At 69.9% G+C, this 22487-nt stretch carries 21 protein-coding genes; 8 read left to right on the top strand and 13 right to left on the bottom strand.

What is annotated here, in order from left to right; all coding sequences use genetic code 11:
- Together AC3WSN_RS01510 and AC3WSN_RS01505 are read right to left on the bottom strand one after the other, a co-directional pair.
- Complete coding sequence (locus AC3WSN_RS01510; protein WP_192707079.1) at positions 1-624, bottom strand: Crp/Fnr family transcriptional regulator; 624 nt, start codon at positions 622-624, stop codon at positions 1-3.
- An 87-nt stretch (positions 625-711) separates the two neighbouring features.
- Positions 712-1947, bottom strand: coding sequence for a flavin monoamine oxidase family protein (locus AC3WSN_RS01505; RefSeq protein ID WP_492542982.1), 1236 nt, complete (start codon positions 1945-1947; stop codon positions 712-714).
- Positions 1948-2174: 227 nt separating this feature from the next.
- Between AC3WSN_RS01505 and AC3WSN_RS01500 the strand changes: the two genes are divergently transcribed.
- Positions 2175-2879: a sulfate transporter family protein gene (locus AC3WSN_RS01500; RefSeq protein ID WP_192707078.1), complete on the top strand. Its 705-nt coding sequence runs from the start codon at positions 2175-2177 to the stop codon at positions 2877-2879.
- A gap of 92 nt (positions 2880-2971) precedes the next feature.
- Positions 2972-4246, top strand: a complete 1275-nt coding sequence (locus AC3WSN_RS01495) for an efflux RND transporter periplasmic adaptor subunit (protein ID WP_492535866.1) — start codon at positions 2972-2974, stop codon at positions 4244-4246.
- A 16-nt stretch (positions 4247-4262) separates the two neighbouring features.
- Here the strand turns inward: AC3WSN_RS01495 and AC3WSN_RS01490 are convergent, their stop codons facing one another.
- Complete coding sequence (locus AC3WSN_RS01490) at positions 4263-4640, bottom strand: cupredoxin domain-containing protein (protein WP_192707076.1); 378 nt, start codon at positions 4638-4640, stop codon at positions 4263-4265.
- Between the two features lie 212 nt (positions 4641-4852).
- Here AC3WSN_RS01490 and AC3WSN_RS01485 point away from each other — a divergent pair, with 212 nt between their 5' ends.
- Entirely contained in the window at positions 4853-7735 is a 2883-nt protein-coding gene (locus AC3WSN_RS01485; RefSeq protein WP_492535863.1) for an EAL domain-containing protein, read from the top strand.
- 245 nt (positions 7736-7980) lie between these two features.
- On the opposite strand, the gene AC3WSN_RS01480 is transcribed toward AC3WSN_RS01485, so the two are convergent.
- From AC3WSN_RS01480 to AC3WSN_RS01450, 7 genes are all read right to left on the bottom strand, one after another.
- Entirely contained in the window at positions 7981-9363 is a 1383-nt protein-coding gene (locus tag AC3WSN_RS01480) for a class II 3-deoxy-7-phosphoheptulonate synthase (protein ID WP_192707074.1), read from the bottom strand.
- Between the two features lie 115 nt (positions 9364-9478).
- Positions 9479-9796, bottom strand: a complete 318-nt coding sequence (locus tag AC3WSN_RS01475) for an RNA polymerase sigma factor region1.1 domain-containing protein (RefSeq protein ID WP_192707073.1) — start codon at positions 9794-9796, stop codon at positions 9479-9481.
- Between the two features lie 55 nt (positions 9797-9851).
- Positions 9852-11234: a glutathione-disulfide reductase gene (gene gor / locus AC3WSN_RS01470; RefSeq protein WP_492535861.1), complete on the bottom strand. Its 1383-nt coding sequence runs from the start codon at positions 11232-11234 to the stop codon at positions 9852-9854.
- On the bottom strand, positions 11231-12451 hold the full coding sequence (locus AC3WSN_RS01465; protein WP_492535859.1) for an O-antigen ligase family protein: 1221 nt from the start codon (positions 12449-12451) through the stop codon (positions 11231-11233). Before AC3WSN_RS01465 ends, gor begins: the two co-directional genes overlap by 4 nt.
- A gap of 42 nt (positions 12452-12493) precedes the next feature.
- Complete coding sequence (locus tag AC3WSN_RS01460; protein ID WP_192707070.1) at positions 12494-13069, bottom strand: DUF2059 domain-containing protein; 576 nt, start codon at positions 13067-13069, stop codon at positions 12494-12496.
- Between the two features lie 43 nt (positions 13070-13112).
- Positions 13113-13826, bottom strand: a complete 714-nt coding sequence (rpiA, locus tag AC3WSN_RS01455; RefSeq protein WP_492535857.1) for a ribose-5-phosphate isomerase RpiA — start codon at positions 13824-13826, stop codon at positions 13113-13115.
- Between the two features lie 130 nt (positions 13827-13956).
- The gene (locus AC3WSN_RS01450; RefSeq protein WP_238198618.1) at positions 13957-14421 is read right to left on the bottom strand and encodes a hypothetical protein; all 465 of its coding nucleotides are present in this window, start codon (positions 14419-14421) and stop codon (positions 13957-13959) included.
- 356 nt (positions 14422-14777) lie between these two features.
- Here AC3WSN_RS01450 and gph point away from each other — a divergent pair, with 356 nt between their 5' ends.
- Positions 14778-15473 (top strand): phosphoglycolate phosphatase, encoded by a 696-nt coding sequence (gene gph / locus AC3WSN_RS01445; protein ID WP_492535855.1) that lies wholly within the window; start codon positions 14778-14780, stop codon positions 15471-15473.
- A gap of 4 nt (positions 15474-15477) precedes the next feature.
- On the opposite strand, the gene AC3WSN_RS01440 is transcribed toward gph, so the two are convergent.
- Positions 15478-16632: a pyridoxal phosphate-dependent aminotransferase gene (locus tag AC3WSN_RS01440; RefSeq protein ID WP_492535853.1), complete on the bottom strand. Its 1155-nt coding sequence runs from the start codon at positions 16630-16632 to the stop codon at positions 15478-15480.
- 398 nt (positions 16633-17030) lie between these two features.
- Between AC3WSN_RS01440 and AC3WSN_RS01435 the strand changes: the two genes are divergently transcribed.
- The 4 genes from AC3WSN_RS01435 (at position 17031) to aat (ending at position 20631) form a co-directional block, all read left to right on the top strand.
- Positions 17031-17813, top strand: coding sequence for a DsbA family protein (locus tag AC3WSN_RS01435; RefSeq protein ID WP_192707065.1), 783 nt, complete (start codon positions 17031-17033; stop codon positions 17811-17813).
- Between the two features lie 151 nt (positions 17814-17964).
- Entirely contained in the window at positions 17965-18438 is a 474-nt protein-coding gene (gene accB, locus AC3WSN_RS01430) for an acetyl-CoA carboxylase biotin carboxyl carrier protein (protein WP_492535851.1), read from the top strand.
- 105 nt (positions 18439-18543) lie between these two features.
- Positions 18544-19896, top strand: a complete 1353-nt coding sequence (gene accC / locus AC3WSN_RS01425) for an acetyl-CoA carboxylase biotin carboxylase subunit (protein ID WP_238198626.1) — start codon at positions 18544-18546, stop codon at positions 19894-19896.
- 66 nt (positions 19897-19962) lie between these two features.
- Complete coding sequence (aat, locus tag AC3WSN_RS01420) at positions 19963-20631, top strand: leucyl/phenylalanyl-tRNA--protein transferase (protein WP_192707062.1); 669 nt, start codon at positions 19963-19965, stop codon at positions 20629-20631.
- Positions 20632-20840: 209 nt separating this feature from the next.
- Here aat and AC3WSN_RS01415 read toward each other — a convergent pair whose 3' ends face one another.
- Together AC3WSN_RS01415 and AC3WSN_RS01410 are read right to left on the bottom strand one after the other, a co-directional pair.
- Positions 20841-21500: a DUF2155 domain-containing protein gene (locus tag AC3WSN_RS01415; protein ID WP_238198630.1), complete on the bottom strand. Its 660-nt coding sequence runs from the start codon at positions 21498-21500 to the stop codon at positions 20841-20843.
- Between the two features lie 126 nt (positions 21501-21626).
- Positions 21627-22043 carry an NADH:ubiquinone oxidoreductase subunit NDUFA12 gene (locus AC3WSN_RS01410; protein WP_192707060.1) on the bottom strand — a complete coding sequence of 139 codons (417 nt, stop codon included), beginning with the start codon at positions 22041-22043 and terminating at the stop codon, positions 21627-21629.
- Positions 22044-22487: the final 444 nt, after the last annotated feature.

Below are 22487 nucleotides of genomic sequence, written 5' to 3'. Positions count from 1 at the left end.
CTACAAGGTGTCGGCCGCGGTCGCGGGCTCCGGCGAGCGCTGGCCGCTCTGGAACAGGCGCTCGCTGGTCAGCTTAAGGAAGTAGAAGCCGAATTCCGGGTTTTGATAATAGAGTTGCTTGACGTCGGAGTAGGACACGCACAGCGCGTGGCCGGCCTCGACGCAGACCAGGGAGGCGGTGCGGGCGTTGCCCGGCGCCAGCAGGCCCAGCTCGCCGACGATGCCGCCCTTGCGCACCTCGATGCCGACCTCCGGGATCCGGAACGCGCCGCTCTCGATGTAGTACATCTCGTCGGCGGTATCGCCCTTGCGGAACACCACTTCGCCGATCCCGAACGGGCGCCGCGAGCCGAACGGCCGCAGCCACTCGAGGGACAGGTCGCCGTCGGCGGCCGTCTCCACGTCGCGGACGAGCCGGAGCATCTGCCAGAGCCGGTACGCGTTGAACGGCATCTGGATCAGCTCGGTGAGCACGACCGGCATGCTGCCGATCAGGATCCCGTAGGTGATCACCGCGCAGCTCGCGCAGAGCGAGATGATCCGCAGCGGGATCATCGTGCTCATCGCGGTGGCCGAGATGGTCAATACGGTGCCGAGGTAGCCGATTCCCTCGATCCAATCCATGGCCGCCCCCTGAAGCGAAGTGTCCGGGGGATGCCCGTCTTGCCCGGCTGCGGCAAGCCGCGCGGCCGCCGGACGGGCGTGCGCATCTCAGGCTGTGCCCGCGCGGATACGCTCGACGACGGCCTCGGCGGCGCGGGTGCCCTCCTCGTAGGCGCCGCCCACGGTGCCCCACTGCTCGCGGGACAGCGCCTCTCCGGCGAACCAGACCGTGTCACCGAGGGGCTCGCGCAGGAAGTGCCGCGCCGGCGCGTGGCCCGGCGGGACCACAGCCCAGGATCCCCGGGACCATGGGTCGTGGCGCCACGTGCTCACCGCCGGGATCGTCAGGTCGCGTAGCCGCGCCCGGCCGAACAGGTCGGCCAGAACCGCGCGGACATGCCGGCGAACGCCGTCCGGCCCTGACCCGGCCGCATCGATGGCGGCGGCCTCGTGGAGATCGAGCTCGTAATAGTGGAACGGCGTGCCGTCGATCCGGGTGAGCAGTCCGGGCGGCGCGTGCCGCCGCCCGTGGATCGCCGCCAGCCGGTCGCGGCCCCGGAACGGGCTCGACGGCCAATGCAGCACCGCGTGCTCGTAGATGCCCGTGGTGAAGCCGTCGATGGCGGCGCGGACCGCGTTCGGCAGGGGCGGCGTGAAGCTCGGCCCGTCGCGCAGAACCATCATCGGCACGGTGACGATCACCGCACGGGCCGCATGCACGGCACCGTCCGCAGTGGTGACCCGGACGCGGCTGCCCGACCAGTCGATCCGCGTGACCGGCGTCGCGAGCGCCACCGGCAGCCCGTCGGCGAGGCGGGCGAGATAGCTGCCGTAGCCGTCGGCGAGGAAAAAGTTGTCGCTGTATTCCAGGCTCGGGAAGTCGTGGAGCGAGACCTCGTCCAGCGGCCGCCCGGAGACGAGCCCGTGCACCTGCGCCACCCGCGCGCCCCAAGGCCCGAGCCTGGACGGCAGCGCGCTGCCCGCCGGTCGGTCGGCGCCGGGCTGCGCGGCGCCGCGGGTCATGGCCTGGTCGGCCCGCGCGAAGGCCCGGGCATTGGCCCGCACCTCGTCGGCCCGCCCGCGACGGCCATCGACCCAGACATGGCTGTCCTGCGGCGCCCGGCGCAGCCGCTCCCCGCGCGCCCGGCCCAGAGCCACCAGCGGGTTGATCGGGCCCGCATGGAGCCAGTGGGCCCCGAGATCGAGGGCATGGCCGCGCAGCGACACCGTGTGGGCGCGACCGCCGACCCGGTCGCGCGCTTCCAGCACCGCAACCGGGACGCCCCGCGCGACGAGCGCCCGGGCCGCGCCGATTCCGGCCGCCCCCGCGCCGATCACCAGCACCTCCGGCGCCTCGGGCAAAGGCGCGAGCCGCGGCCGGTAGGCCGGCCCGCGTGTCGGATCCGAGCCCCGCGCGCCGGGAGCCGATGGGATCGTGACCGTCACCGCTGCATCCTGCACACGTCTTCCCCGTACCCGCTGCCTTGCGACGGCATCGACCTTGCGCCCGGTGCCGCCCCGTTTCACAACGCAGCCGCGCTGCGACCGGCGCAGGCCGGATCTATCGCCCGATGCTCGTCGAGTCCGCCGCGGCGGCTTTGCGCCAGACCTTCTCGCCACCCATGCGGGCGATCCTCTGGAAGTCCCTCGGACTGACGCTCGGCCTCCTGGCTCTGGTCTGGCTCGGGCTGACCCGGCTGATCCAGCTGTTCCAGGCGAGCCACCACATCTCAGCCCAGTACCCGATTCTCGACAGCCTCGCCTATTACCTGGCGGGTTTTGGCCTCGTGGTCGTGCTGGCCTACCTGATGCCGGCGGTCTCGATCCTTGTGGCCGGGTTCTTCCTCGACGATGCGGCCGAGATCGTCGAGCGGACCGACTTCCCCGACGATCCGCCCGGCCGGGCCATGCCCTTCGGCACCGCCATGCTCTACGCGGTGCGCTTCGCGGGCGTGACGCTCCTCGTCAACCTCGCGGCACTGGTGATCTTCTTCGTCCCGGTCATCGGCATCGCAGCCTTCTTCGGGGCGAACGCCTACCTGCTCGCCCGCGAGTATTTCGAGATGGCGGCCGCCCGGTTCCGGCCTGTCCACGAGGCGGCCGAGATGCGCCGCGTTTTCGCGGTCCGGACGCTCGGCGCCGGCTGCCTGCTCGCCGCGATGATGGTGGTGCCGATCCTCAACCTTCTGACCCCGCTGTTCGGGATCGCCCTGATGGTCCACCTGCACAAGCGGCTCAGCCGGCGCGCGCTCGCGGCGGGACCGCGGCTCACCTAGCGGGCGATGCGGCCAAAGCCCGCTCTGGCGGGGCTGCTCCGAGGCCGCTACGTTGCGAGTCCGGGCCGAGCATCCGGGCGGAGAGCCGATCGATGAAGGCGCACGATGCGGGCGAGGATGTTCCGCCCCCGCCCGGCAAGCTGCCATTCCTACTCGTCGTGCTCGCCGGAGCGGGTCTCCTCGCCTGGGGCGCCTACGGGCATTGGCAGCGGGATGCCGAGGCGACCGCGACGCTGGAGGGGATCAAGGATCTGGTCCCGCAGGTGCGCACGGTCACGGCCGAGCGGGCCGATGGTCCGATCGATCTCGTGCTGCCGGGTGAGATGCAGGCTTTCACCACGGCAGCGATCGCCGCGCGCGCCACCGGCTACATCGCCGAGCGCCGCGTCGATATCGGATCGCGGGTCAAGGCCGGCGACCTGCTCCTGCGGATCGCAGCGCCCGACCTCGACCAGCAGCTTGCTCAGGCCGAGGCTCAGGTCGGCCAGTTGAAGGCACAGCTGCTTCAGGCGCAGGCGCAGGTCGAGCAGGCGCGCGCCAACGTGAATCTCGCCAATCTCACTAACAACCGGACCACGACGCTCGCCGTCCAGGGCTGGGCGTCCCGGCAGAACGCCGACAACGCGCAGGCGGGCGTGCTGTCCCAGGCGGCGACGCTGGCCGCCGCAGAGGCCGGCGTGAAGGTCGCGACCGCCAACATCAAGGCTCAGGAGGCCGTCGTCGACCGGCTGAAGGCGCTGACGGCGTTCGAGCGAGTGATCGCGCCGTTCGACGGCGTGGTCACGGTCCGAAACGTCGATGTCGGCGATCTGGTCCGGGCCGATAACGGCGGCACGCCGCTTCTCAGCATCGACCAGGACAATACCCTGCGCATCACCGTGAATGTCCCGCAGAACGACTCGGTCGGCGTGAAGCCCGGCGTTCAGGCGGTGATCACGGTTCCCCAGATGCCGGGCAAGACCTTCGGCGGGTTCGTCGAGCGCAGCTCGGTCGCCCTGAACGCCGCCTCGCGCACCCTCACGACGCAGGTGGATGTGCCCAATCCCGACCGCCTGCTGCGGGCCGGGCTCTACGCCTACGTGACCCTGAAGATCCCGCGCAAAGCGCCCAGCGTCACGGTCCCGGCCGAGGCGACCGTGTTCAACAGCAACGGCCTGCAGGTCGCCGAGGTGGGCCCTGACGATCGGGTGAAGTGGCGGACGATCCAGGTCCAGCGCGATCTCGGGCGGACGTTGGAGCTTGAATCCGGTCTGCCGGCCGACAGCCAGATCATCTACAGCCCGGCGCCCGAACTTCGGGATGGTCAGGCGATCGAGCGGCGCAAGTCGAACCCGGAGGCGGCGCCGCTGCGCTCGGCTCAGCGCTGATCGCGGCCCTGCCGCCTCAATCCACCCGGACGACCAGCTTCATCTTGGGATGGATGCCGCAGAGCACCTGAAACGTACCGCGCTCGGTGAAAATGACCGGCGTTCGGCTGCCCGGTTCCTGGTCACCGGAATCGAAGCTGAACGTGTCGGATTCGACGAAGACATGATGCAGCAGGTCGCTGTCGTCGTTCACGAATGTCACCGTCTCGCCGCGGGCGACCGCGAGGTTGCCGGGATGGAACATCCGGCCTTTCTGGGACACAGCGATCGCCGAGGCCTGGATCTGTCCGGCCAGCAGCAGACCGCACCCCACCCCGAGGGCCAGCGCCGACACGACGGGCGCCGCTCTCCGCGAGAGCCGGGAAACGAAGAACCGGAATTGATTGGCGGACATGCTTTTCCTCGGGTTCTGAGGATCAGCCTAGCCGACTTTTCATTGAGAAATCATTTTCCGAATGCGTGATATGTCGTAGTTCGAACGTATCCGACGACCCTTTACCGAAGTTCGTGGTCGCGGATGGATCCAATTCGGAAAGGCTCGGGCTAATCGCCTCTTAACATGTAGCAATTACATGTCACCGCACGTGTGACGCGGCGGCCGGTGCGATGCGAGACCCCGAGACAGCGACTGACGATCGGACACGAGCAGGGCTGTCGTACGCGGCGCGTGGCTTCCTGGGCTTCTTCACGACGATCCGCGGCCGGATCTTCGTGGCCTTTCTGTGCATGAGCCTGCTGTCGGGCCTGCTCGGGCTCTACGCGGTGGTGGCGATCTCGCACATCGGCACGCTCATCAACCGCACCTACGACGAATCGCTGATGTCCATCAATTATGCGCGGGCGACAGCAGCGGATTTCGCCAAGATGCGGACCGTGTTCGCGCGCCGGATGCATGCGCACGATGCGGCAGAGGCCGCCAAGCTGGATGCCGAGATTGCGGAACTCTCCACCACGCTGGCCGAGGATCTGACGATCGCCGTGGAGCGCTCGCAGTCGGACCGGGCCGTACGCACCGCCGGCACGGTTCAGGCGGGCGTGGCCGCCTGGGAGGAGATGCGCCGGACTCTGAACCCCGCCACAGCCGTGTCAGCACGGTGGGACGAGCTGGATCAGCAGGCGCACGCGGTCGACAATCAGATCGATCTGCTGGTGAACTACACGGCGGGTGACGGCTTCACCTTCCGGCAGGCGGCCCGCGTTCTCGTCGCTCGGGAGATGCAGGTCAACGCGATCGCGGCGGCCCTCGCGGTCGTCATCTGCGGGATGATCGCGTGGCTGCTCAACCGCCGCATCACAGGGCCTCTGGCCGCCGCCTCCGCCGCGGCGAAGCGCATCGCCAGCGGGCGCCTCGAGGATCGGATCCTGGCCGGCGGGCGCGACGAGCTCGGCAGTCTGCTTCGCTCCATGGCGGTCATGCGCGACAACATCCAGGCGATGATGGCCCGCGAAGTCAGCCAGCGCCGAGTCGCCGAGGCGTTGGTGACGGACGCGCTCCAGACATCGCGCGAGGGTGTCGTGGTGGTCGACGCGGCCGGCCGCATCGCCCTCGCAAACAACCAGGCCCTGCGGTTCTTCGAAGGGCTCGGCGCTGCCATCGAGGCGGGAACTTCCCTGGCGCGGCTGGCCGGCGGATCGATGAGCAACGGCTCGGAGCCGCTGGAGGATTGCGTCCGGGCACTGGCCCAGGACGGTGATATCCAGCTGGCTGATGGCCGCTGGCTGCGGGTCAGCCGCAGCCCGACCCAGGAGGGCGGGTTCATCGCGGTCTGCAGCGACATCAGCCTGCTCAAGGAGCAGGAAGACCGGCTCACGCTGACGAATCTCCGCCTCGACGCGGCCCTCGACAACATGTCCCAGGGGCTCTGCCTCTACGACGCCCAGGACCGCCTGATGGTGGTCAATCGGCGCTACAGCGAGATCTACGGCCTGGCGCCGCGCGCCGTCGTGCCCGGGATGACGACGCTCGAAGTCATGAGAGCCAGCCTCGTGGCCGGCAATCATCCGGGCTGCGACCTCGACACCTTGGTCCGCCAGCAGCGTGAAGCCTTCGACAACGGCGCTTGGCGCACGCATTTCCAGGAACTCAGCAACGGCCGGATCGTCGCCATTGATCGGCGCGAGACGGCGGATGGCGGCTTCGTGGCCACCTATGAGGACGTGACCGAGCGCCGTCGCGCCGAGGCGCGCATCGCCTTCCTGGCTCATCACGACATGCTGACGGGGCTGCCGAACCGGGTGGCCCTGGGCCAGCAGATCGAGATGGCGGTCGCCCAGGCCGGGCGCGACTATGGCTTTGCGGTCTTCGCCATCGATCTCGACGATTTCCGGCCCGTCAACGAGACCCTCGGGCACGGTGTCGGAGACGAGCTGCTCGCCGCCGTGGCCAACCGGTTGACCGCCTGCGTGCGTGAGATCGATTGCGTGGCCCGGCTCGGTGCCGACGAGTTCATCGTGGTTCAGCGCGGCATCGACCGGCCCGAGGACGCCGCGGTGCTGGCGCGCCGGATCATCGAGGTGGTGGGCGCGCCCTACAGCCTGAGCAGCCACGAGGTCAGCGTCGGGCTGACCATCGGCATCACCCTCGCGCCGAGCGACGGCACGAGCTGCGACAAGCTCCTGAAGAATGCCGAGGTTGCCCTCGACCGGGGCAAGACCGAGGCGCGCGGTTCGTTCCGGTTCTTCGAGCCCGAGATGGATGCCCGTCTGCAGGCGCGCCGGCTCCTCGAGCGCGACCTGCGCGAGGCGCTGACCCGGGAGGCCTTCGAGGTCTATTACCAGCCGATCTACAGCCTCGACACCGACCGGGTCTGCGGGTTCGAGGCCCTGCTGCGCTGGAATCATCCGGTCCGCGGCTTCATCTCGCCGGCCGAGTTCATCCCGATCGCGGAGGAACTGGGACTGATCGTGCCGCTGGGCGAATGGGTCCTGCGCCGCGCCTGCGAGGTGGCCGCCCACTGGCCGGACGGGCTCAAGGTCGCCGTCAACGTCTCGGCCGTGCAGTTCACGTCGGCGAGCCTCGTCACGGCCGTCCGGGAGGCCCTTCGGCGGACCGGCCTGCCGGGCCGGCGGCTGGAGCTGGAGATCACCGAATCGGTGCTCGTCGCGAATCCCGGGTCCACGACGGCGATCCTGCACAGCCTGAAGGCGCTGGGCGTCCGCGTCGCCATGGACGATTTCGGCACCGGCTACTCGTCGCTCAGCTACCTGCGCAGCTTCCCCTTCGACAAGATCAAGATTGACCAGTCCTTCGTGCGCGACCTTTGCATCAAGGACGGGACGGACTTTATCGTCCGCGCGGTGATCGGGCTCGGCGCCAGCCTCGGCATGACGACGACCGCTGAGGGCGTGGAGACCGAGGCGCAGCTCGCCCAGCTTCGCGCGGAGGGCTGCGACGAGGTTCAGGGATACCTGTTCAGCCGCCCCGTCCCGGTCTCGGAGGTCGCCGACGTGATCCGCCGCTGGAATGGCAACAGCCGGGCCATCGCCTGACACGTTGACGGCGGTCTGGACTGGAACGAACCTGGTCGACGGGTTCAGGCAATATCGACTTCAGCCGAACCTCCCATGCCGTCTTTCCGGGGCGCCGCAGGCGAGCCCGGAAACCAGAACCGCAACCGATACCCTATCTGGCACTGCGGCGGCTGTGGATCCCGGGCTCCGCTGCGCGGCCTCGGGATGACAAGGGGCCTTCCCGAAGCCCGGTGCGAAAATCACAGGCTTCGGTGGTTGGCGCGCTACTCCGCCGCGTCGAGACGCGGGCGCTCCACGTGACTGCGCTCGGCCTTGACCAGCTCGGCCGTGCGGAACGCGACTTCCAGCGCCTGCTCGGCGTTGAGGCGCGGATCGCAGTAGGTATGGTAGCGGTCCTGCAGGTCGTCGGCCGTCAGCGCCCGGGCGCCGCCCGTGCACTCGGTGACGTCCTTGCCGGTCATCTCCAGGTGGATGCCGCCCGCGATGGTGCCCTCGGACCGATGGACGCCGAAGAAGCCCTCGATCTCCTGCATGACCCGCTCGAACGGCCGGGTCTTGTAGCGGCCCGCCGGGATCGTGTTGCCGTGCATCGGATCGCAGATCCACACCACCTTGCGGCCCTCGCGCTCGACGGCCCGGATCAGGGCCGGCAGGTGATCGCCGACCTTGTCGGCCCCGAACCGGCAGATCAGGCTCAGACGCCCGGGCTCGTTCTCCGGGTTGAGCTGATCGATCAGCCGGATGAGGCCATCCGCCTTCATGGACGGACCGCACTTCAGGCCGATCGGGTTCTTGATGCCGCGGGCGTATTCCACGTGGGCATGATCCGGCTGCCGGGTGCGGTCGCCGATCCACAGCATGTGCCCGGAGGTCGCGTACCAGTCGCCGGTGGTCGAATCGACGCGGGTCAGCGCCTCCTCGTAACCGAGCAGCAGGGCCTCGTGGCTGGTGTAAAAGTCGGTGGTCCGCACCTCCGGGTGCGTCTCCGGATTGATGCCGATCGCCCGCATGAAATCGAGGGCGTCGGTCATCCGGCCGGCGACATCCTGGTAGCGCGAGGATTGCGGCGAATCCTTCACGAAGCCCAGCATCCAGCGATGCGCGTTCTCCAGGTTGGCGTAGCCGCCGGTGGCGAAGGCGCGCAGCAGGTTGAGGGTCGCGGCCGACTGGCGGTACGCCTCGAGCTGACGGCGCGGATCCGGGATCCGCGACTCCTCGGTGAAGCCGATGCCGTTGATGATGTCGCCCCGGTAGCTCGGCAGGCTTACGCCCTCGAGGGTCTCGGTGGGCGAGGAGCGCGGCTTGGCGAACTGCCCGGCGATGCGCCCGACCTTCACCACGGGCGATCCGCCCGCGAAGGTGAGCACCATCGCCATCTGCAGGAACACCCGGAAGAAATCGCGGATGTTGTCGGCGGAGTGCTCGTCGAAGCTCTCGGCGCAGTCACCGCCCTGGAGAAGGAATGCCTGACCCTCCGAGACGCGCGCGAGCGCCGATTTCAGCTTGCGGGCCTCACCGGCAAAGACGAGCGGCGGGAAGCTCGCGATCTGAGTCTCGACCGCACCGAGGGCAGCGGCGTCCGGATAGGTGGGGACCTGCTCGATCGGCAGATGCCTCCAGCTCTTCGGTGTCCAACGCTCGCCCATGACCTCTCTCCGCGCACCCCTTCGTGCGATCGCGCCTCGTGCGCGAAGCGCGGCTTATAGAGAGGTTCCCGCGGAGTTGCGAGTGCCGGAAACCGGAGGCAGGCGCGCCCCGGCGTCAGGCCTCGCCGTCCTCGACCTCGATGCCGTGCTCGGCCAGGATCCAAAAGATCGCCTCGAGGTCTTCCGCCGAGACGTCGCGCGGCGGCAGGGCCTCTTCCAGATCGTCGTAGGTCAGGTTGCGGCTCCGCTGCGCCTCCGCCTTCGCGAGCAGCCGGTCGATGGCGCGGCGGATATCGGCCGCCAGCGCGTCGTGGCTCGGCGGGCGATGGAATGCCGGGCGCAGCGCGTCCGCGAGCAGGCCATCGATGATCGCCTGCCTGCGCGCATGCGCGTCGTCCCCGCGTCGTCCCTTGCCTGCGCCCTGCTTGCCCATGCCCCTGATATGGCTCGGTCGGGCACCGCGTCGAGGCCTGGCCGCTGCGGAGACCTCAGCCCACGCCGACCGGATGCTTGGTGACCTCCGGGACCCGCATGGTCACCAGCTCCTCGGCCGCCGTCGGGTGGACCGCGATGGTCCGGTCGAAATCGGCCTTGGTAGCGCCCATCGTCACCGCGATGCCCACCGCCTGGATCACCTCGCCGGCATCGTGGCCGAAGATGTGGACGCCGACCACACGGTCGCTGGCGCAATCGACGATCACCTTCATGAGGATCCGCTCCTCGCGGCCCGACAGCGTCGCCTTCATGGGGCGGAAGCGCGCCTTGTAGACGTCGATCTTGCCGTAGACCTCGCGGGCGGCCGCCTCGGTGTGGCCGACGACGCCGATCTCGGGGGTCGAGAACACCGCCGTCGGGATCAGGCGGTGATCGACGCAGGACGGTTTGCCGCCGAACACCGTGTCGGCGAAGGCGTGGCCCTCACGGATCGCCACCGGGGTCAGGTTGGCGCGGTTCGTAACGTCGCCGACCGCGTAGATCGACGGGACCTTGGTCTGCGAATAAGCGTCTACCGGGATCGCGCCGGCCGCATCCGTCTCGATGCCGACCCGGTCGAGGCCGAGCCCGGCGACGTTCGGCCGCCGGCCGGTGGCGACGAGGATCTGATCGGCCTCGATCGTGCTGCCGTCGTCGAGCCGGGCGCAGAGGCCGCCGGCCTGCCGCTCGATGCGGGTCAGGTTGCGCCCGAGGCGCAGGTCCATGCGACGTCCATAGGCCTCGGCGAGGGCGTCGCGGACCTCGTCGTCGAAGCCGCGCAGCAGCTTGTCGCCCCGGTGCAGCAGGGTGGTGCGGCTGCCGAGCGCCGCGAACACGCCGGCGAACTCCACCGCGATGTAGCCGCCGCCGATCACCAGGATGCGCTCCGGCAGGCGCTCCAGCTCGAACACCTCGTTGGAGGTGATCGCCAGCTCGATGCCCGGCACGGCCGGCTCCTTGAGCGGATGCGCGCCGACAGCGACCAGGATCCGCTCCGCCCGGACACGCCGGTCGGATTTCAGCAGGCGCACGGTGTGCGCGTCCTCGATCACAGCGCGTTCGGGCACGATCTCCACGCCGGCCCGGATCAGATTCGCGTCGTAGATGCCTTCGAGCCGGGTCACCTCGGCGTCGCGGCGGCTCTTGAGCACGCTCCAGTCGAAGCGCGGGCGCTCCAAAGCCCAGCCGAAGCCGGCCGCGTCCTCGAACTCGTCGGCGAAGCGTCCGGCATAGACCATCAGCTTCTTGGGGACGCAGCCGCGGATCACGCAGGTGCCGCCGACCCGGTATTCCTCGGCGAGCATCACCTTGGCCCCGTAGCCCGCCGCGATCCGCGCCGCCCGGACCCCACCCGAACCGCCGCCGATGACGAAGAGGTCGACGTCGAAATCGCTCATGCCGGACCGTCCTTCCCGGATGCCGTCTCCGCGCGCGGCCGAGCGGCCTCGCGCAGCCACGAGATGGCAGCGCCGAGCCCCGCCGTCCACCACGCGGCCCAGCCGTTATGCTCCACAAAGGCGATCGCGGCCGCGCAGGCGACGAGGCCGAGCGCCGCGGCCCGGTCCGGCTGGTCCAGCCGCGCCACCCGAGCGAGCATCAGCATCAGGGTGAGCGCGGCCAGGATCGCGCCGGGCAGGCCCAGCTCGGCCCAGACCTGCAGGAAGCTGTTGTGCGGATGCCCGACGCCGAGGAGCACCCGCATCTCGGCCGGCAGCGCCTGGGCGATGGGCGTCTCGGCGAAGCGCGCGCTCGTGCCGGTTCCGGCGCCGCGCCAGGGATCGGCGGCCACCGCCGCCCCGAAGCTGCGCGCGATGGCGACCCTCGCCCGCGACGAGGATTGCACCAGGCGCTCGTGGGCCGCCTCCGGCATCATCCGGGCGAGCAGGTCGCCTTCCACGGGCGCAAGCGCCACCGCGAGGCCGAGGCCGAGGCCGGCGAGCCCGAGGCCGATCCGCCGCGGCAGCAGCCTTGCCGCGACGAACATCGCGGCGCCCGCGAGAAGGCCGAGCTGCGCGGCCCCGCTGATCGAGCGCAGCACGCCCAGCGCCGCAAAGGCGAGCACCGCCGAGGCCCAAAAGCGGGCGCCCCTGCGCCACAGCACCAGGGCGACCGGGCCGGCCACGAGATCGAGGGTCAGCGCCGGCCTGTTGTGCACGAAGGCGGCGACGCGCCGTCCCAGGGCCCGTTCGAGGGCGAGATCCGCCGCGAGGTCCACGGCGATCAGAACGCCGCCGAGGGCGAGCGCCGCCGCCGCGAGCCGGGGCGCGAAGGCCGGGATGCGGCCGGGCGCCAGGCAGGCCAGCAGGTAGGCGGCGAGCAGGGTCGGCAGGAACTCGGCCAGGACCCGCAGGGAGACGGTCGGAAACGGGCTCCACGCGAGCGCGGCGAGCGCCCAGGCGAGGAAGGCGAGCGCGGCTCCGGCCAGGGGCGTCGCCAGTGGCGCCAGCAGATGCACCCGCAGGGCCGCGCGATCCTCGACCCATCGGCCGGCCAGGAAGGCGAGCGCCGCCAGCCCGACCACGACCGGGCTGGACCGGTTGGCGAGCACCATCGCGAGCGGCATGACGGCGAGGAGCACCCCGCCGGCCGCGTAGAGCCGGCCCGCTGCGCTCATCGGGTCGTCGTCACGGCGATCCGCCCCCGGGAGCGGCCGCCCTCACTGCATCTGGTGCCCGCGCTTGCCCATCTCGGCGCGCACGCGGACCATGACGTACTCGGAGACGTCCTGTGTCCAGTCCTGCATCTCCTGCACCATCTCGTCGAGCAGCTGCGGCTGCGCCTCGACGTAGTGCTTGCCGGCGGGCGAGCGGAAGAAGGTCGCGATCTCCTTCAGCTCGGCTTCCGAGAACTTCGCCGCGTAGGTCCGCGCCGCGATGTCGATCATCCGCTGCTTCTGAAGCTCCATCTCCGGCTGCAGCGAGGCCAGGACCTCGTCGAGATCCTTGGCGAGCTCGGGCCGGGTGACGGACTGCTTACGGATCTGGTCGGCGAAGGCGGGCAGCACCGAGTCGAACGATCGGGCGATGCCGGAGCTGAGCATCACCTCGCGGGCGAGCGCGAGGTGGCTCGGCGTGTAGGCCGGAGCGGCGGGGGTGTTGGCGGCCGGCGTGCTCGGCTGCGCAGCTGGCTTCGCCGCGCCGCCCTTGTTGGCCTGGGCAACGGCCGCGTGGGGGAGTGCCAGAAGCGCGAGGCCGAGCGCGAGGCTGGGCGCGGCGGTGAGGCGTCGGGACATGCTGGACTTTCTTGCGAGGAGGGCCTGCGAGGAGGGTGGCGCCTCAGGCGAGGCTGCCGAGAACAGTGACCTCGGCCTGTCCGTCCCGCGCGGCCGCCAGGATGGCGGCGTCGGCGATCCCAAGGAACAGGCCGTGCTCGACCACGCCCGGCACCGACCACAGCGCCGCGCCGAGCGTTTCCGGATCGGGAATCGCGCCGAGATGGGCGTCGAGGATATGATGCCCGCCGTCGGTGACCAGAGGCTTGCCGTCGGCGTGGCGGCGCAGCCGGACTTCGCCCGCGCAGCCGGCAGCCGCGACCGCCGCTTCGACCGCGCGGTGCGTGGCCGTGAGACCGAAGGGATTGACCTCGATCGGCAGCGGGAAGGCGCCGAGTCGGCTGACCCGCTTGGCGGCATCGGCGATGACGACCATGCGGCGGCTCGCGCAGGCGACGATCTTCTCGCGCAGGAGCGCCGCGCCGCCGCCCTTGATCAGCCGCAACTGGTCGTCGACTTCGTCGGCGCCGTCGATGGTCAGGTCGAGCTCGGGCATCGTGTCGAGGGTGGCAAGACGGATGCCGAGGCCCTCGGCCTGCACCCGCGTCGCCTCGGAGGTCGGCACGCCGACGATGTCGAGCCCGTCGCGGACCCGCTCGCCGAGCAGCGCCACGAAGGCGGCGGCCGTCGAGCCGGTGCCGAGCCCAAGGCGCATGCCGGGCTCGACGAGGTCGAGCGCGCGGGCCGCCGCGGCCCGGCGAAGGTCCGGCCCGCTCACCGGGTGAGCGTCCGCTTGGCGGGACAAATCGAACGATGGCGCGTCATGGGCTGAAAGTCTTTCCCCGAAGGTTCGTCGGCCCGTAACACGTGACACGGCCGACCGGAACGCCGGAGGCGACGATGACGCGTTACGGCCGGCCGCCCTGTGTCGGCGTCGCGCTGGCTCCGGCCCGGCCGGGCGCCGGCCCGGTCAGGGGGGCGTCGGACGCGCCGTCGGCGCCGGGCTTACCCTGTTGGGTGCAGACGACCTGCTCCTTCTTCACCAGCACGAAGCAGATGCTCATCTCGCCCGTCCGGTAATTCACCCGGAAGACGCCGGCCTCTCGGGTGTGCCGGCTCGCCACCAGCCCGTATTCCGACGGGGTCTGCGGACCGGCGCCCTCGCCGGCCCCGAAGCAGACCGTCTGGCCGATGCCGCCGGCCGATTCCTGGAGGCCGTACTGGCAGGAGGTCACCTCGCCGGTGACCTTGTCGACGCGGTACATCCGGTTGAGGTCGGTCTGTGGCGCGGGGACGAACTCGAAGGAGGTCGCGGCGGCCGGCACGGCGTGAAGCGCGGCGCAAATGGCCAGGATGGACAGAGACGGTTTCATCGGCGGTCCCGGGGGCTGGTCTGCCGTGCATGTCGCTGGGCTTTCGGGCGAGTCTGGGGCATGCGGCCGAGGGATGCACCGCTTCAGGTCACGCGGCCGGCCGTGTTCGGGTGATCGATCTCTGTTGTCATTCCGGGGCCGTGCAGCGGAGCCCGGAATCCAGACGCACTCCGAGTGCAAAATCCGGCTACGTCCGCGGTTCTGGATTCCGGGCTCGCCTGCGGCGACTCGGAATGACGGGTGGCTGCGACGCGTGGAGCAGGGAGCCGACGGCGCCTCTGTCATTCCGTCCGCCGGCTTGCTCGCCTCTGCAGGCCCCGTTAGCGAAGGCGCCAGCCAGCAGGAGTCCCGTCATAATGTCCGCCGAACCGACGACCCGCCCGCCGATCGCCGTGTTCGACCTGGACGGAACCCTCGCTGAAACCGCAGGCGACTTGATCGGCACGCTCAACGTGCTGATGAAGCGGGAGGGGCTGGCCGAGCTGCCGCTGTCGCAGGCGCGCGGGCTGATCGGTGCCGGCGCCAAGGCGCTGATCCGGCGCGGCTTCGAGGCGGAAGGCCGCGCGCTCTCCCCGGAAGACCACGACCGGCTGTTCGACGCCTTCATCGCCCATTACGGCGAGCACCTCGCCGACACCTCCCACCTGTACCCGGGCGTGGTCGAGGCGCTCGACGCACTAGAGGCGGTGGGCTTCCGCCTCGCGGTCTGCACCAACAAGTACGAGGGCCAGTCGGTGGAGCTCCTGCGGATCCTGGGGATCGGCGACCGGTTCGCGGCGATCTGCGGCCGCGACACCTTTCCGCAATTCAAGCCCGACCCGCGGCACCTCATCGACACGATCGCCCGCGCCGGAGGCGACCCGGCGCGGGCCGTGATGGTCGGCGATTCCCGGACCGACATCGACACCGCCAAGGCCGCCGGTATCCCGGTGGTCGCCGTGACCTTCGGCTACACCGACCGGCCGGTCACCGAACTCGGGCCCGACCGGGTGATCGAGCATTTCTCGCAGCTGCCCGAGGCGGTCGGCGCGCTCGTGCCGGTGGCCGCCTGAGCGGTCAGCGCAGCCAGGTCCGGAGTCGCGCCACCGCCTCGCGGCACTCGGCCTCCGAGCCGGCGAACGAGAACCGGACGTGGTGGTGGCCCAGCTCCGGGTCGAAATCGAGACCCGGAGTTGCCGCGACGAGGGCTTCGTCGAGCATCCGCCGGCAGAAGGTCGGGGCGTCGTTGGTCAGGCCCGATACGTCGGCGTAGAGGTAGAAGGCGCCGTCGGCCGGGTGCACGCGGCCGAGACCCAGGCCCGGCAGCGCGTCCAGCAGGATCGCGCGGTTACGTGCGTAGCCGTCGCGGACCGCGTCGAGCTCTTCCGTCGCGTCGAAGGCCGCCAGCGCACCGATCTGCGAGAGGTAGGGCGCCGAGATATAGAGATTTTGCGCCAGCCGCTCGATCGGGCGGACCAGCGCTTCCGGCACGACCATCCAGCCGACCCGCCAGCCGGTCATGCAATGGTACTTTGAGAACGAGTTGATCACCACGGCGTCGGGGTCGAAGCGCAGGGCCGTCACCGTAGGGACGCCGTAGCTGAGGCCGTGATAGATCTCGTCGGAGATCAAGGGCAGGCCCAGCGCGTGCGCGGCCGTGCAGAGATCGCGCAGGGCGGTCTCGGTGATTACGGTGCCCGAAGGGTTCGCCGGGCTCATCACCAGGGCGCCGGCCACCGGCTCCCGTGCGTGCGTCTCGCGCAGCAGCGCGGCGGTCGGTGCGAAACGGTCCTCCGCGCGCAGGACCATCGGGGCCGGCACGAGGTCGAGGGCGGCCAGAATGCTCCGATAGGCTGGGTAGCCCGGCTGCGGCACAGCCACGCGGGCACCGGCATCGAACAGGCTCATGAAGGCGAGCACGAAGCCCGCCGAGGAGCCGGTGGTGATCACCACCCGCTCCGGGCTGACCGGGACACCGTGCCGCTCGGCGTAGTCGCGGGCGATCCGCTCGCGCAGAACGGGCAGGCCGAGGGCTTCCGTGTAGGGGACGCGGCCGGTGGCGAGAGCCGCCTGAGCGGCCGCGATCACCGCGCGCGGCGCCGGCGCCGAGGGCTGGCCGACCTCCATCCGCACCAGGTCGTCGCCCGCCCGCGCCTTGGCGGCCGCGGCGGCCATGACGTCCATGGCGAGGAACGGCTGGACGGCGGCGGCTCGCCGGGAGATCGGGGTCATGGGGTTCTGCTCTGCGCCGGGCGAAGCCGGGGTCTCGGGGGTTAGACCCTCGCGGTCCCTGCCTCAAGCCGAGGCCAAGCCCGATGGCGGCGGAACCCTCCTGGGTTCAGGACCGTCTTTCCGGGGCGCCGCAGGCGAGCCCGGAAACCAGAACCACGTCGTCGGCAGGATCTGCTGTGTCGGCGGATCTGGATCCCGGGCTCCGCTCCGCGGCCCCGGGATGACGGGTCTGTGTGTGGGCACTCCGCGCCCGCTCATCCGGCCTCGCGAACCGCTGACAGCTGCCGCGCCGCTGAACGTGGCACTGGCTGGAATTGACCGAACGCCGCGAAAACGCCTAACCCAGTCCCTACCGCTCGCGCCACGCGCGGGCCGGCTTGCCGCGCAAGCGAGGATCCATGCCCTTCATCCGCCCCCTGCCCGCGCTGGCCCTGGCGCTCGGCCTCGTTGCCGTCCCGGCACTCGCCCAGAATGCGGCGCCGCCCGCCGCGCCCTTCACGGATGCGCAGCGCGCCGGCATTGAGGCGATCGTCAAGGAATACCTGATCAAGCACCCCGAGGTGCTTCAGGAGGCCCTCGCCGAGGCCGAGAAGCAGCAGGCCGAGACGCAGCGCCTCGCCCAGGCCGCCGCCCTCAAGGAGTCGCGTGACGCCCTCCTCAACGGCCCCCACGACGTGGTCGCCGGCAATCCGTCGGGCGACGTCACCATGGTCGAGTTCTTCGATTACAATTGCGGCTACTGCCGCAAGGCGCTCGGGGACGTTCAGGCGCTGATCAAGTCCGACCCGAAGCTGCGGGTGGTGATCAAGGACTTCCCGGTGCTCGGCCAGGAATCGCTCGAGGCCAGCCAGGTGGCGATCGCGGTCCGCCAGCAGCTCAAGGGCGACAAGCTGTTCGAGTTCCACCAGAAGCTCCTTGAGACCAAGGGCCGGGTGAATGGCGCCCGGGCGATCCAGGTCGCCAAGGATCTCGGCGTGGACACGACCAAGCTCCAGAAGGACATGGCCTCCCCCGAGGTAAAGACCGCGCTGAGCGAGAACCGGGGGCTCGGTGACCGTCTGGGCCTGTCCGGCACGCCGGCCTTCATCATCGGTGACGAGGTGATCCCGGGTGCCGTCGGCGTCGAGCCGATGCGCAAGACCATCGCCGACGTGCGCCAGTGCGGCCACGCTTCCTGCTGAGCTGACGATCCGGGCCGCTGAACCCTAGAAGGCGTCGCGTGCAGCCTTGTCGCGGCGGGGCGCCTTCGTCTAAGAGCCGCCAGCCGCAGGGCCGCGGTCCAGCGCCGACTCGGTTGGACGGACTGACGCGCCGCGAGACGAAGTAGGCCGGATGCCAAAGAACGACGCTATCGATCCCGAGCTCGTGCGCGAGCTCGCCAACCTCGTCACCGAGACCGGTCTGTCCGAGATCGAGGTCGAGAAGGGCGACCTGCGCATCCGCGTGGCGCGGCGGCTTGAAGCCGTGAACGTCCAGGTCGCGGCGCCCGCGCCGCTCGCTGCGGTGGCGCCCGCTCCTGCCGCTGTGTCGGCGCCATCCGCCCTCGCCCCGGCCGAGCCGGCGCGGTCCCAGCCCGGCACCGTGCCGTCGCCGATGGTCGGGACCGCCTATCTGCGCCCCTCGCCCGACGCCAAGGCGTTCGTCGATGTGGGCTCGAAGGTCGAGGCCGGCGACAAGCTGCTGCTCATCGAGGCGATGAAGACCTTCAATGAGATCGTGGCGCCTCGCGCCGGCACGGTCAGCGCCATCTTCGTCGAGGACGGCCAGCCGGTCGAGTTCGGCGAGGCCCTGCTCGTCATCAGCTAGGACGTCCGCCGGGCCGATCGACGCTCAGTCCTGGAAGACGCCGCTTAACAAGAGGATAGAGCATCCTGTGCGGTCCGGGATCGCCAGGATGCCCTAAAGGGTCCGATGTTCGACAAGATCCTGATCGCGAACCGCGGCGAGATCGCCCTGCGCATCCTGCGTGCGGCGAAGGAGCTCGGGATCGCCACCGTGGCGGTCCACTCCACGGCGGATGCTGACGCCATGCATGTGCGGCTCGCCGACGAGAGCGTCTGCATCGGGCCGCCGGCCGCCCGTGACAGCTACCTCAACATCCCGTCGATCATCGCGGCCTGCGAGATCACCGGCGCGGATGCGGTCCATCCCGGCTACGGCTTCCTGTCGGAGAACGCCCGCTTCGCCGAGGTGCTGGCCCATCACCAGATCGGCTTCATCGGCCCGAAGGCGCAGCACATCCGCACCATGGGCGACAAGATCGAGGCCAAGCGCACGGCGCTCAAGCTCGGTATCCCGTGCGTGCCGGGTTCCGAAGGCGGCGTCGAGGATGCCGACACCGCCAAGCGCGTGGCCGCTGAGATCGGTTACCCGGTCCTGGTGAAGGCGGCTGCGGGCGGCGGCGGACGCGGCATGAAGGTCGCGCGCTCCGAGGCCGAGCTGGAGCAGGCGATCGGCATGGCCAAGTCCGAGGCCAAGGCCGCGTTCGGCGACGACGCGGTCTATCTCGAGAAGTACCTCGAGAAGCCCCGCCATATCGAGGTGCAGGTGCTCGGGGACGGCCGCGGCGGTGCGGTCCACCTCGCCGAGCGCGACTGCTCGCTCCAGCGCCGCCACCAGAAGGTCTGGGAGGAAGGCGGCTCGCCGGCGCTCAATGAATCGATGCGCGCCGAGATCGGCGGAATCTGCGCCAACGCCATGAAGGAGCTCGGCTATCTCGGCGCCGGCACTGTCGAGTTCCTGTACGAGGACGGGCGGTTCTACTTCATCGAGATGAACACCCGGATCCAGGTCGAGCATCCGGTGACTGAGATGATCACCGGGATCGACCTGGTCATCGAGCAGATCCAGGTCGCCTCGGGCGGCCCGCTCTCCGTGAGCCAGGCGGACATCAAGGTCGAGGGCCACGCCATCGAGTGCCGGATCAACGCCGAGCACCCGGAGACCTTCCGTCCCTCGCCGGGCGAGATCACCCACTATCACACGCCGGGCGGCCTCGGCGTCCGGGTCGATTCGGCGGCATTCCAGGGCTACCGGATCCCGCCGAACTACGACTCGCTGATCGGCAAGCTGATCGTGCACGGCCGCACCCGCAACGAGTGTCTGATGCGCCTGCGCCGCGCGCTCGACGAGTTCGTCATCGACGGCATTGACACGACGCTGCCGCTGTTCCGGACGCTGGTCCGCAACCCGGACGTGCAGAACGGCCTTTACGACATCCACTGGCTAGAGCATTTCCTGGAAGATGGGGGCATGAAGGTCTGAGGCCGCGGGAGCCTGCGACGGCCGCGGGCTCTGGCCTTCGGGCCGGCCGCGCGCGACACTGACGCCATGCATGATCCCACCCGCGTGGACATCACCCCCGAGATTCTGCTGAAGGCCTACGCGGCGGGCATCTTCCCGATGGCCGAGGATGCTCAGGATCCGACCCTCTACTGGGTCGAGCCGAAGGCGCGCGGCGTCCTGCCCCTCAACGGTTTCCGGGTCTCGCGGCGTCTCGCCCGGACTGTCCGGTCGGACCAGTTCGAGGTCCGGTGCGACACCGACTTCGCAGGCGTCATCGACGGCTGCGCCGCCCCCCGCCGGGACAGCGAGCGCACCTGGATCAACGGGCGCATCCGCGAACTCTACGGCGCCCTCTACGATCTCGGCTATGTCCACACCGTGGAGGTTTATGCCGGCGGGCGCCTCGTCGGCGGCCTGTACGGCGTGTCGCTGGGCGCCGCCTTCTTCGGCGAGAGCATGTTTCACGAGGTGCGCGACGCCTCGAAGGTCGCCCTCGTCCACCTGATGGGACGCCTGCGCGCCGGGCATTACCGGCTTGCCGACACCCAGTTCGTCACCGAGCACCTCACGCAGTTCGGTGCCGAGGAACTCCCGCGCCACGTCTACAAGCGGCGGCTGGCCGAGGCCCTCGACCAGGCTGGCGACTGGAACGTCTGGCCCGGAGACGGTTCGGTGACGGGCGGACAGGTGCTCGACGCGCTGGGCGGCACCTAGCCTTCGAACGCAGGCGCCAAAGGCGGGACAGTGAGCTGCCGATTTGCGTCGATGGCGTCGGCTCCGCCGTCCTTGCGAGCGGAGCGAAGCAACCCAGGCAGCACTACGCTGGTCGCCGGCGCGCTGCCCTCGGTCACATCGCTGCGTTCGTGATGACGGAGCGGCGGAAGCCGCCCGCGCCCTTCAACCGGACACGCTCTGATCACGCCTCAGCGGAACAGCGCGTCGAACAAGTTCTGCGGCTGCTGCGGCGGAGGCGGCGGGGCTGCCGCGGGGCCCTCGTTCGACGGGAAGAACTTGCGCGAGGGCTTCTGGCGGGGCTGGACCGGCACGCCGCGCGGCGCCTCCACGTCCACTTGGCCGGCGGCGTTGAGCTGCTGCGCGGTCTTGGTGGCGTCCTTGCTCGGGCGCTTGGTCTTCTCGGGCTTTGCCGCCATGGCAGGAACGTCCTCCTGCTCCTTGGCCTCGGCGATCACGTCGCTGCCGCCCTTACAATCGACCAGCCATACGTCGTAGATCGGGTGCTCGATCGCGTGCAGGCCCGGGCTCGACGCGAACATCCATCCGGTGAAGATCCGGCGATATTTGTTGTCCAGGGTCACCTCGTCGACCTCCAGGAACGCCGTGGTCTTGGCGCTCTCGGTCGGCGGGCGGGTGTAGCAGACCCGCGGGGTCAGCTGCAGGGCGCCGAACTGCACCGTCTCGTCCACCGCCACCTCGAAGGAGACGATCCGGCCGGTGATCTTGTCGAGGCCGGAGAACACCGCGGTCGGGTTCTTGATCTTGTCGGCGGCGGCAGGGCCCGCGCAGAGGGCGAGCGCGAGGCTCGACATGAGCGCGCGGCGTGCGAGGGCGGTGATGCGGCTCAAGGCTCGGACCCCTAGACGAGGGTGGCCGGCCGCGCCTTCAGTTGCGCGGCGGACGATCGGGTTTGGCCCGCCATGAACACCGGAACGGTGGCGGCAAAAGGGCGCCGGAGGCCGGTGTCGCGCCCTCTACTCGCCCGGTGTCCAGGAGACGTAGTCGCCGGTGGCCGCCGGCCGCTGCCCCCAGGACAGCTGCGAACCCGCCGGCCGGTACGCGTTCGGCGTGCCGGTCTGATTCTCGATGTGCGGCTTCTGCCACGCCTTCGGCTGGTAGTTCTCCTCGCTCGGGGCGAGATCGACGTTGTGGCAGAGCCAGCCGCGCCAGCCCGGGGGCACCTTCGAGGCGTCCGCGTAGCCGTTATAGACCACCCAGCGCCGCTCGGAGCCGACCGAGCGGTCGATGAGCGCGCCTTCGGCCTTGTAGTACTTGTTCCCGAACTCGTCTTCGCCAACGAAGATGCCGGTGCGCGCGGTCTGGAGCGCGAGGGAGACGGTCTGGCCGTTCCACCACGTGAAGACGCGCAGCAAAGTGTCCTTCAGCGCCATCGCCGATCCCGAAATCGTGCCGCGCCGCGGAGGCGCTTCTCGGCGCCGTTATGGTGACCGCGCGCGCGCGAGTCCAGCGGGCTGACGGAAGTGTCGCTCCCCGGCAACGCCTTCAGGGCGCGTCGAGGGATCCCCAGAGGGTTCCCGAAAAAACGCGCGCCGACCCCTGTGAATCTAAAATTTTCCCGATCCGATTCCCGAAAGCCGGAAGTACACTTATCCGCGGCGCGGACGATATCCACAGGCTTTTGCGAGCCGGCACAACATCTAGCGGGGAACAAGCGTGCCGAACACCACTTGTTGACGTGAGAGCTAAGGCGGCGGTAATCTCCCTGCATCGGTCGCACCCCTGGATTGTGGTGCGTTGGTTAGGGGCGACCGTTCCTAGATTTCGTTCGCGAGACCGACACACGACCCCCTGCCGGGCGTGTTCGGGCGCGAATC

It is taken from the genome of Methylobacterium sp. FW102-HT35C08, from assembly GCF_058790235.1.
The sequence above is the reverse complement of the archived record's forward strand: the minus strand, read 5'-3'. Positions and strand labels throughout refer to the sequence as shown.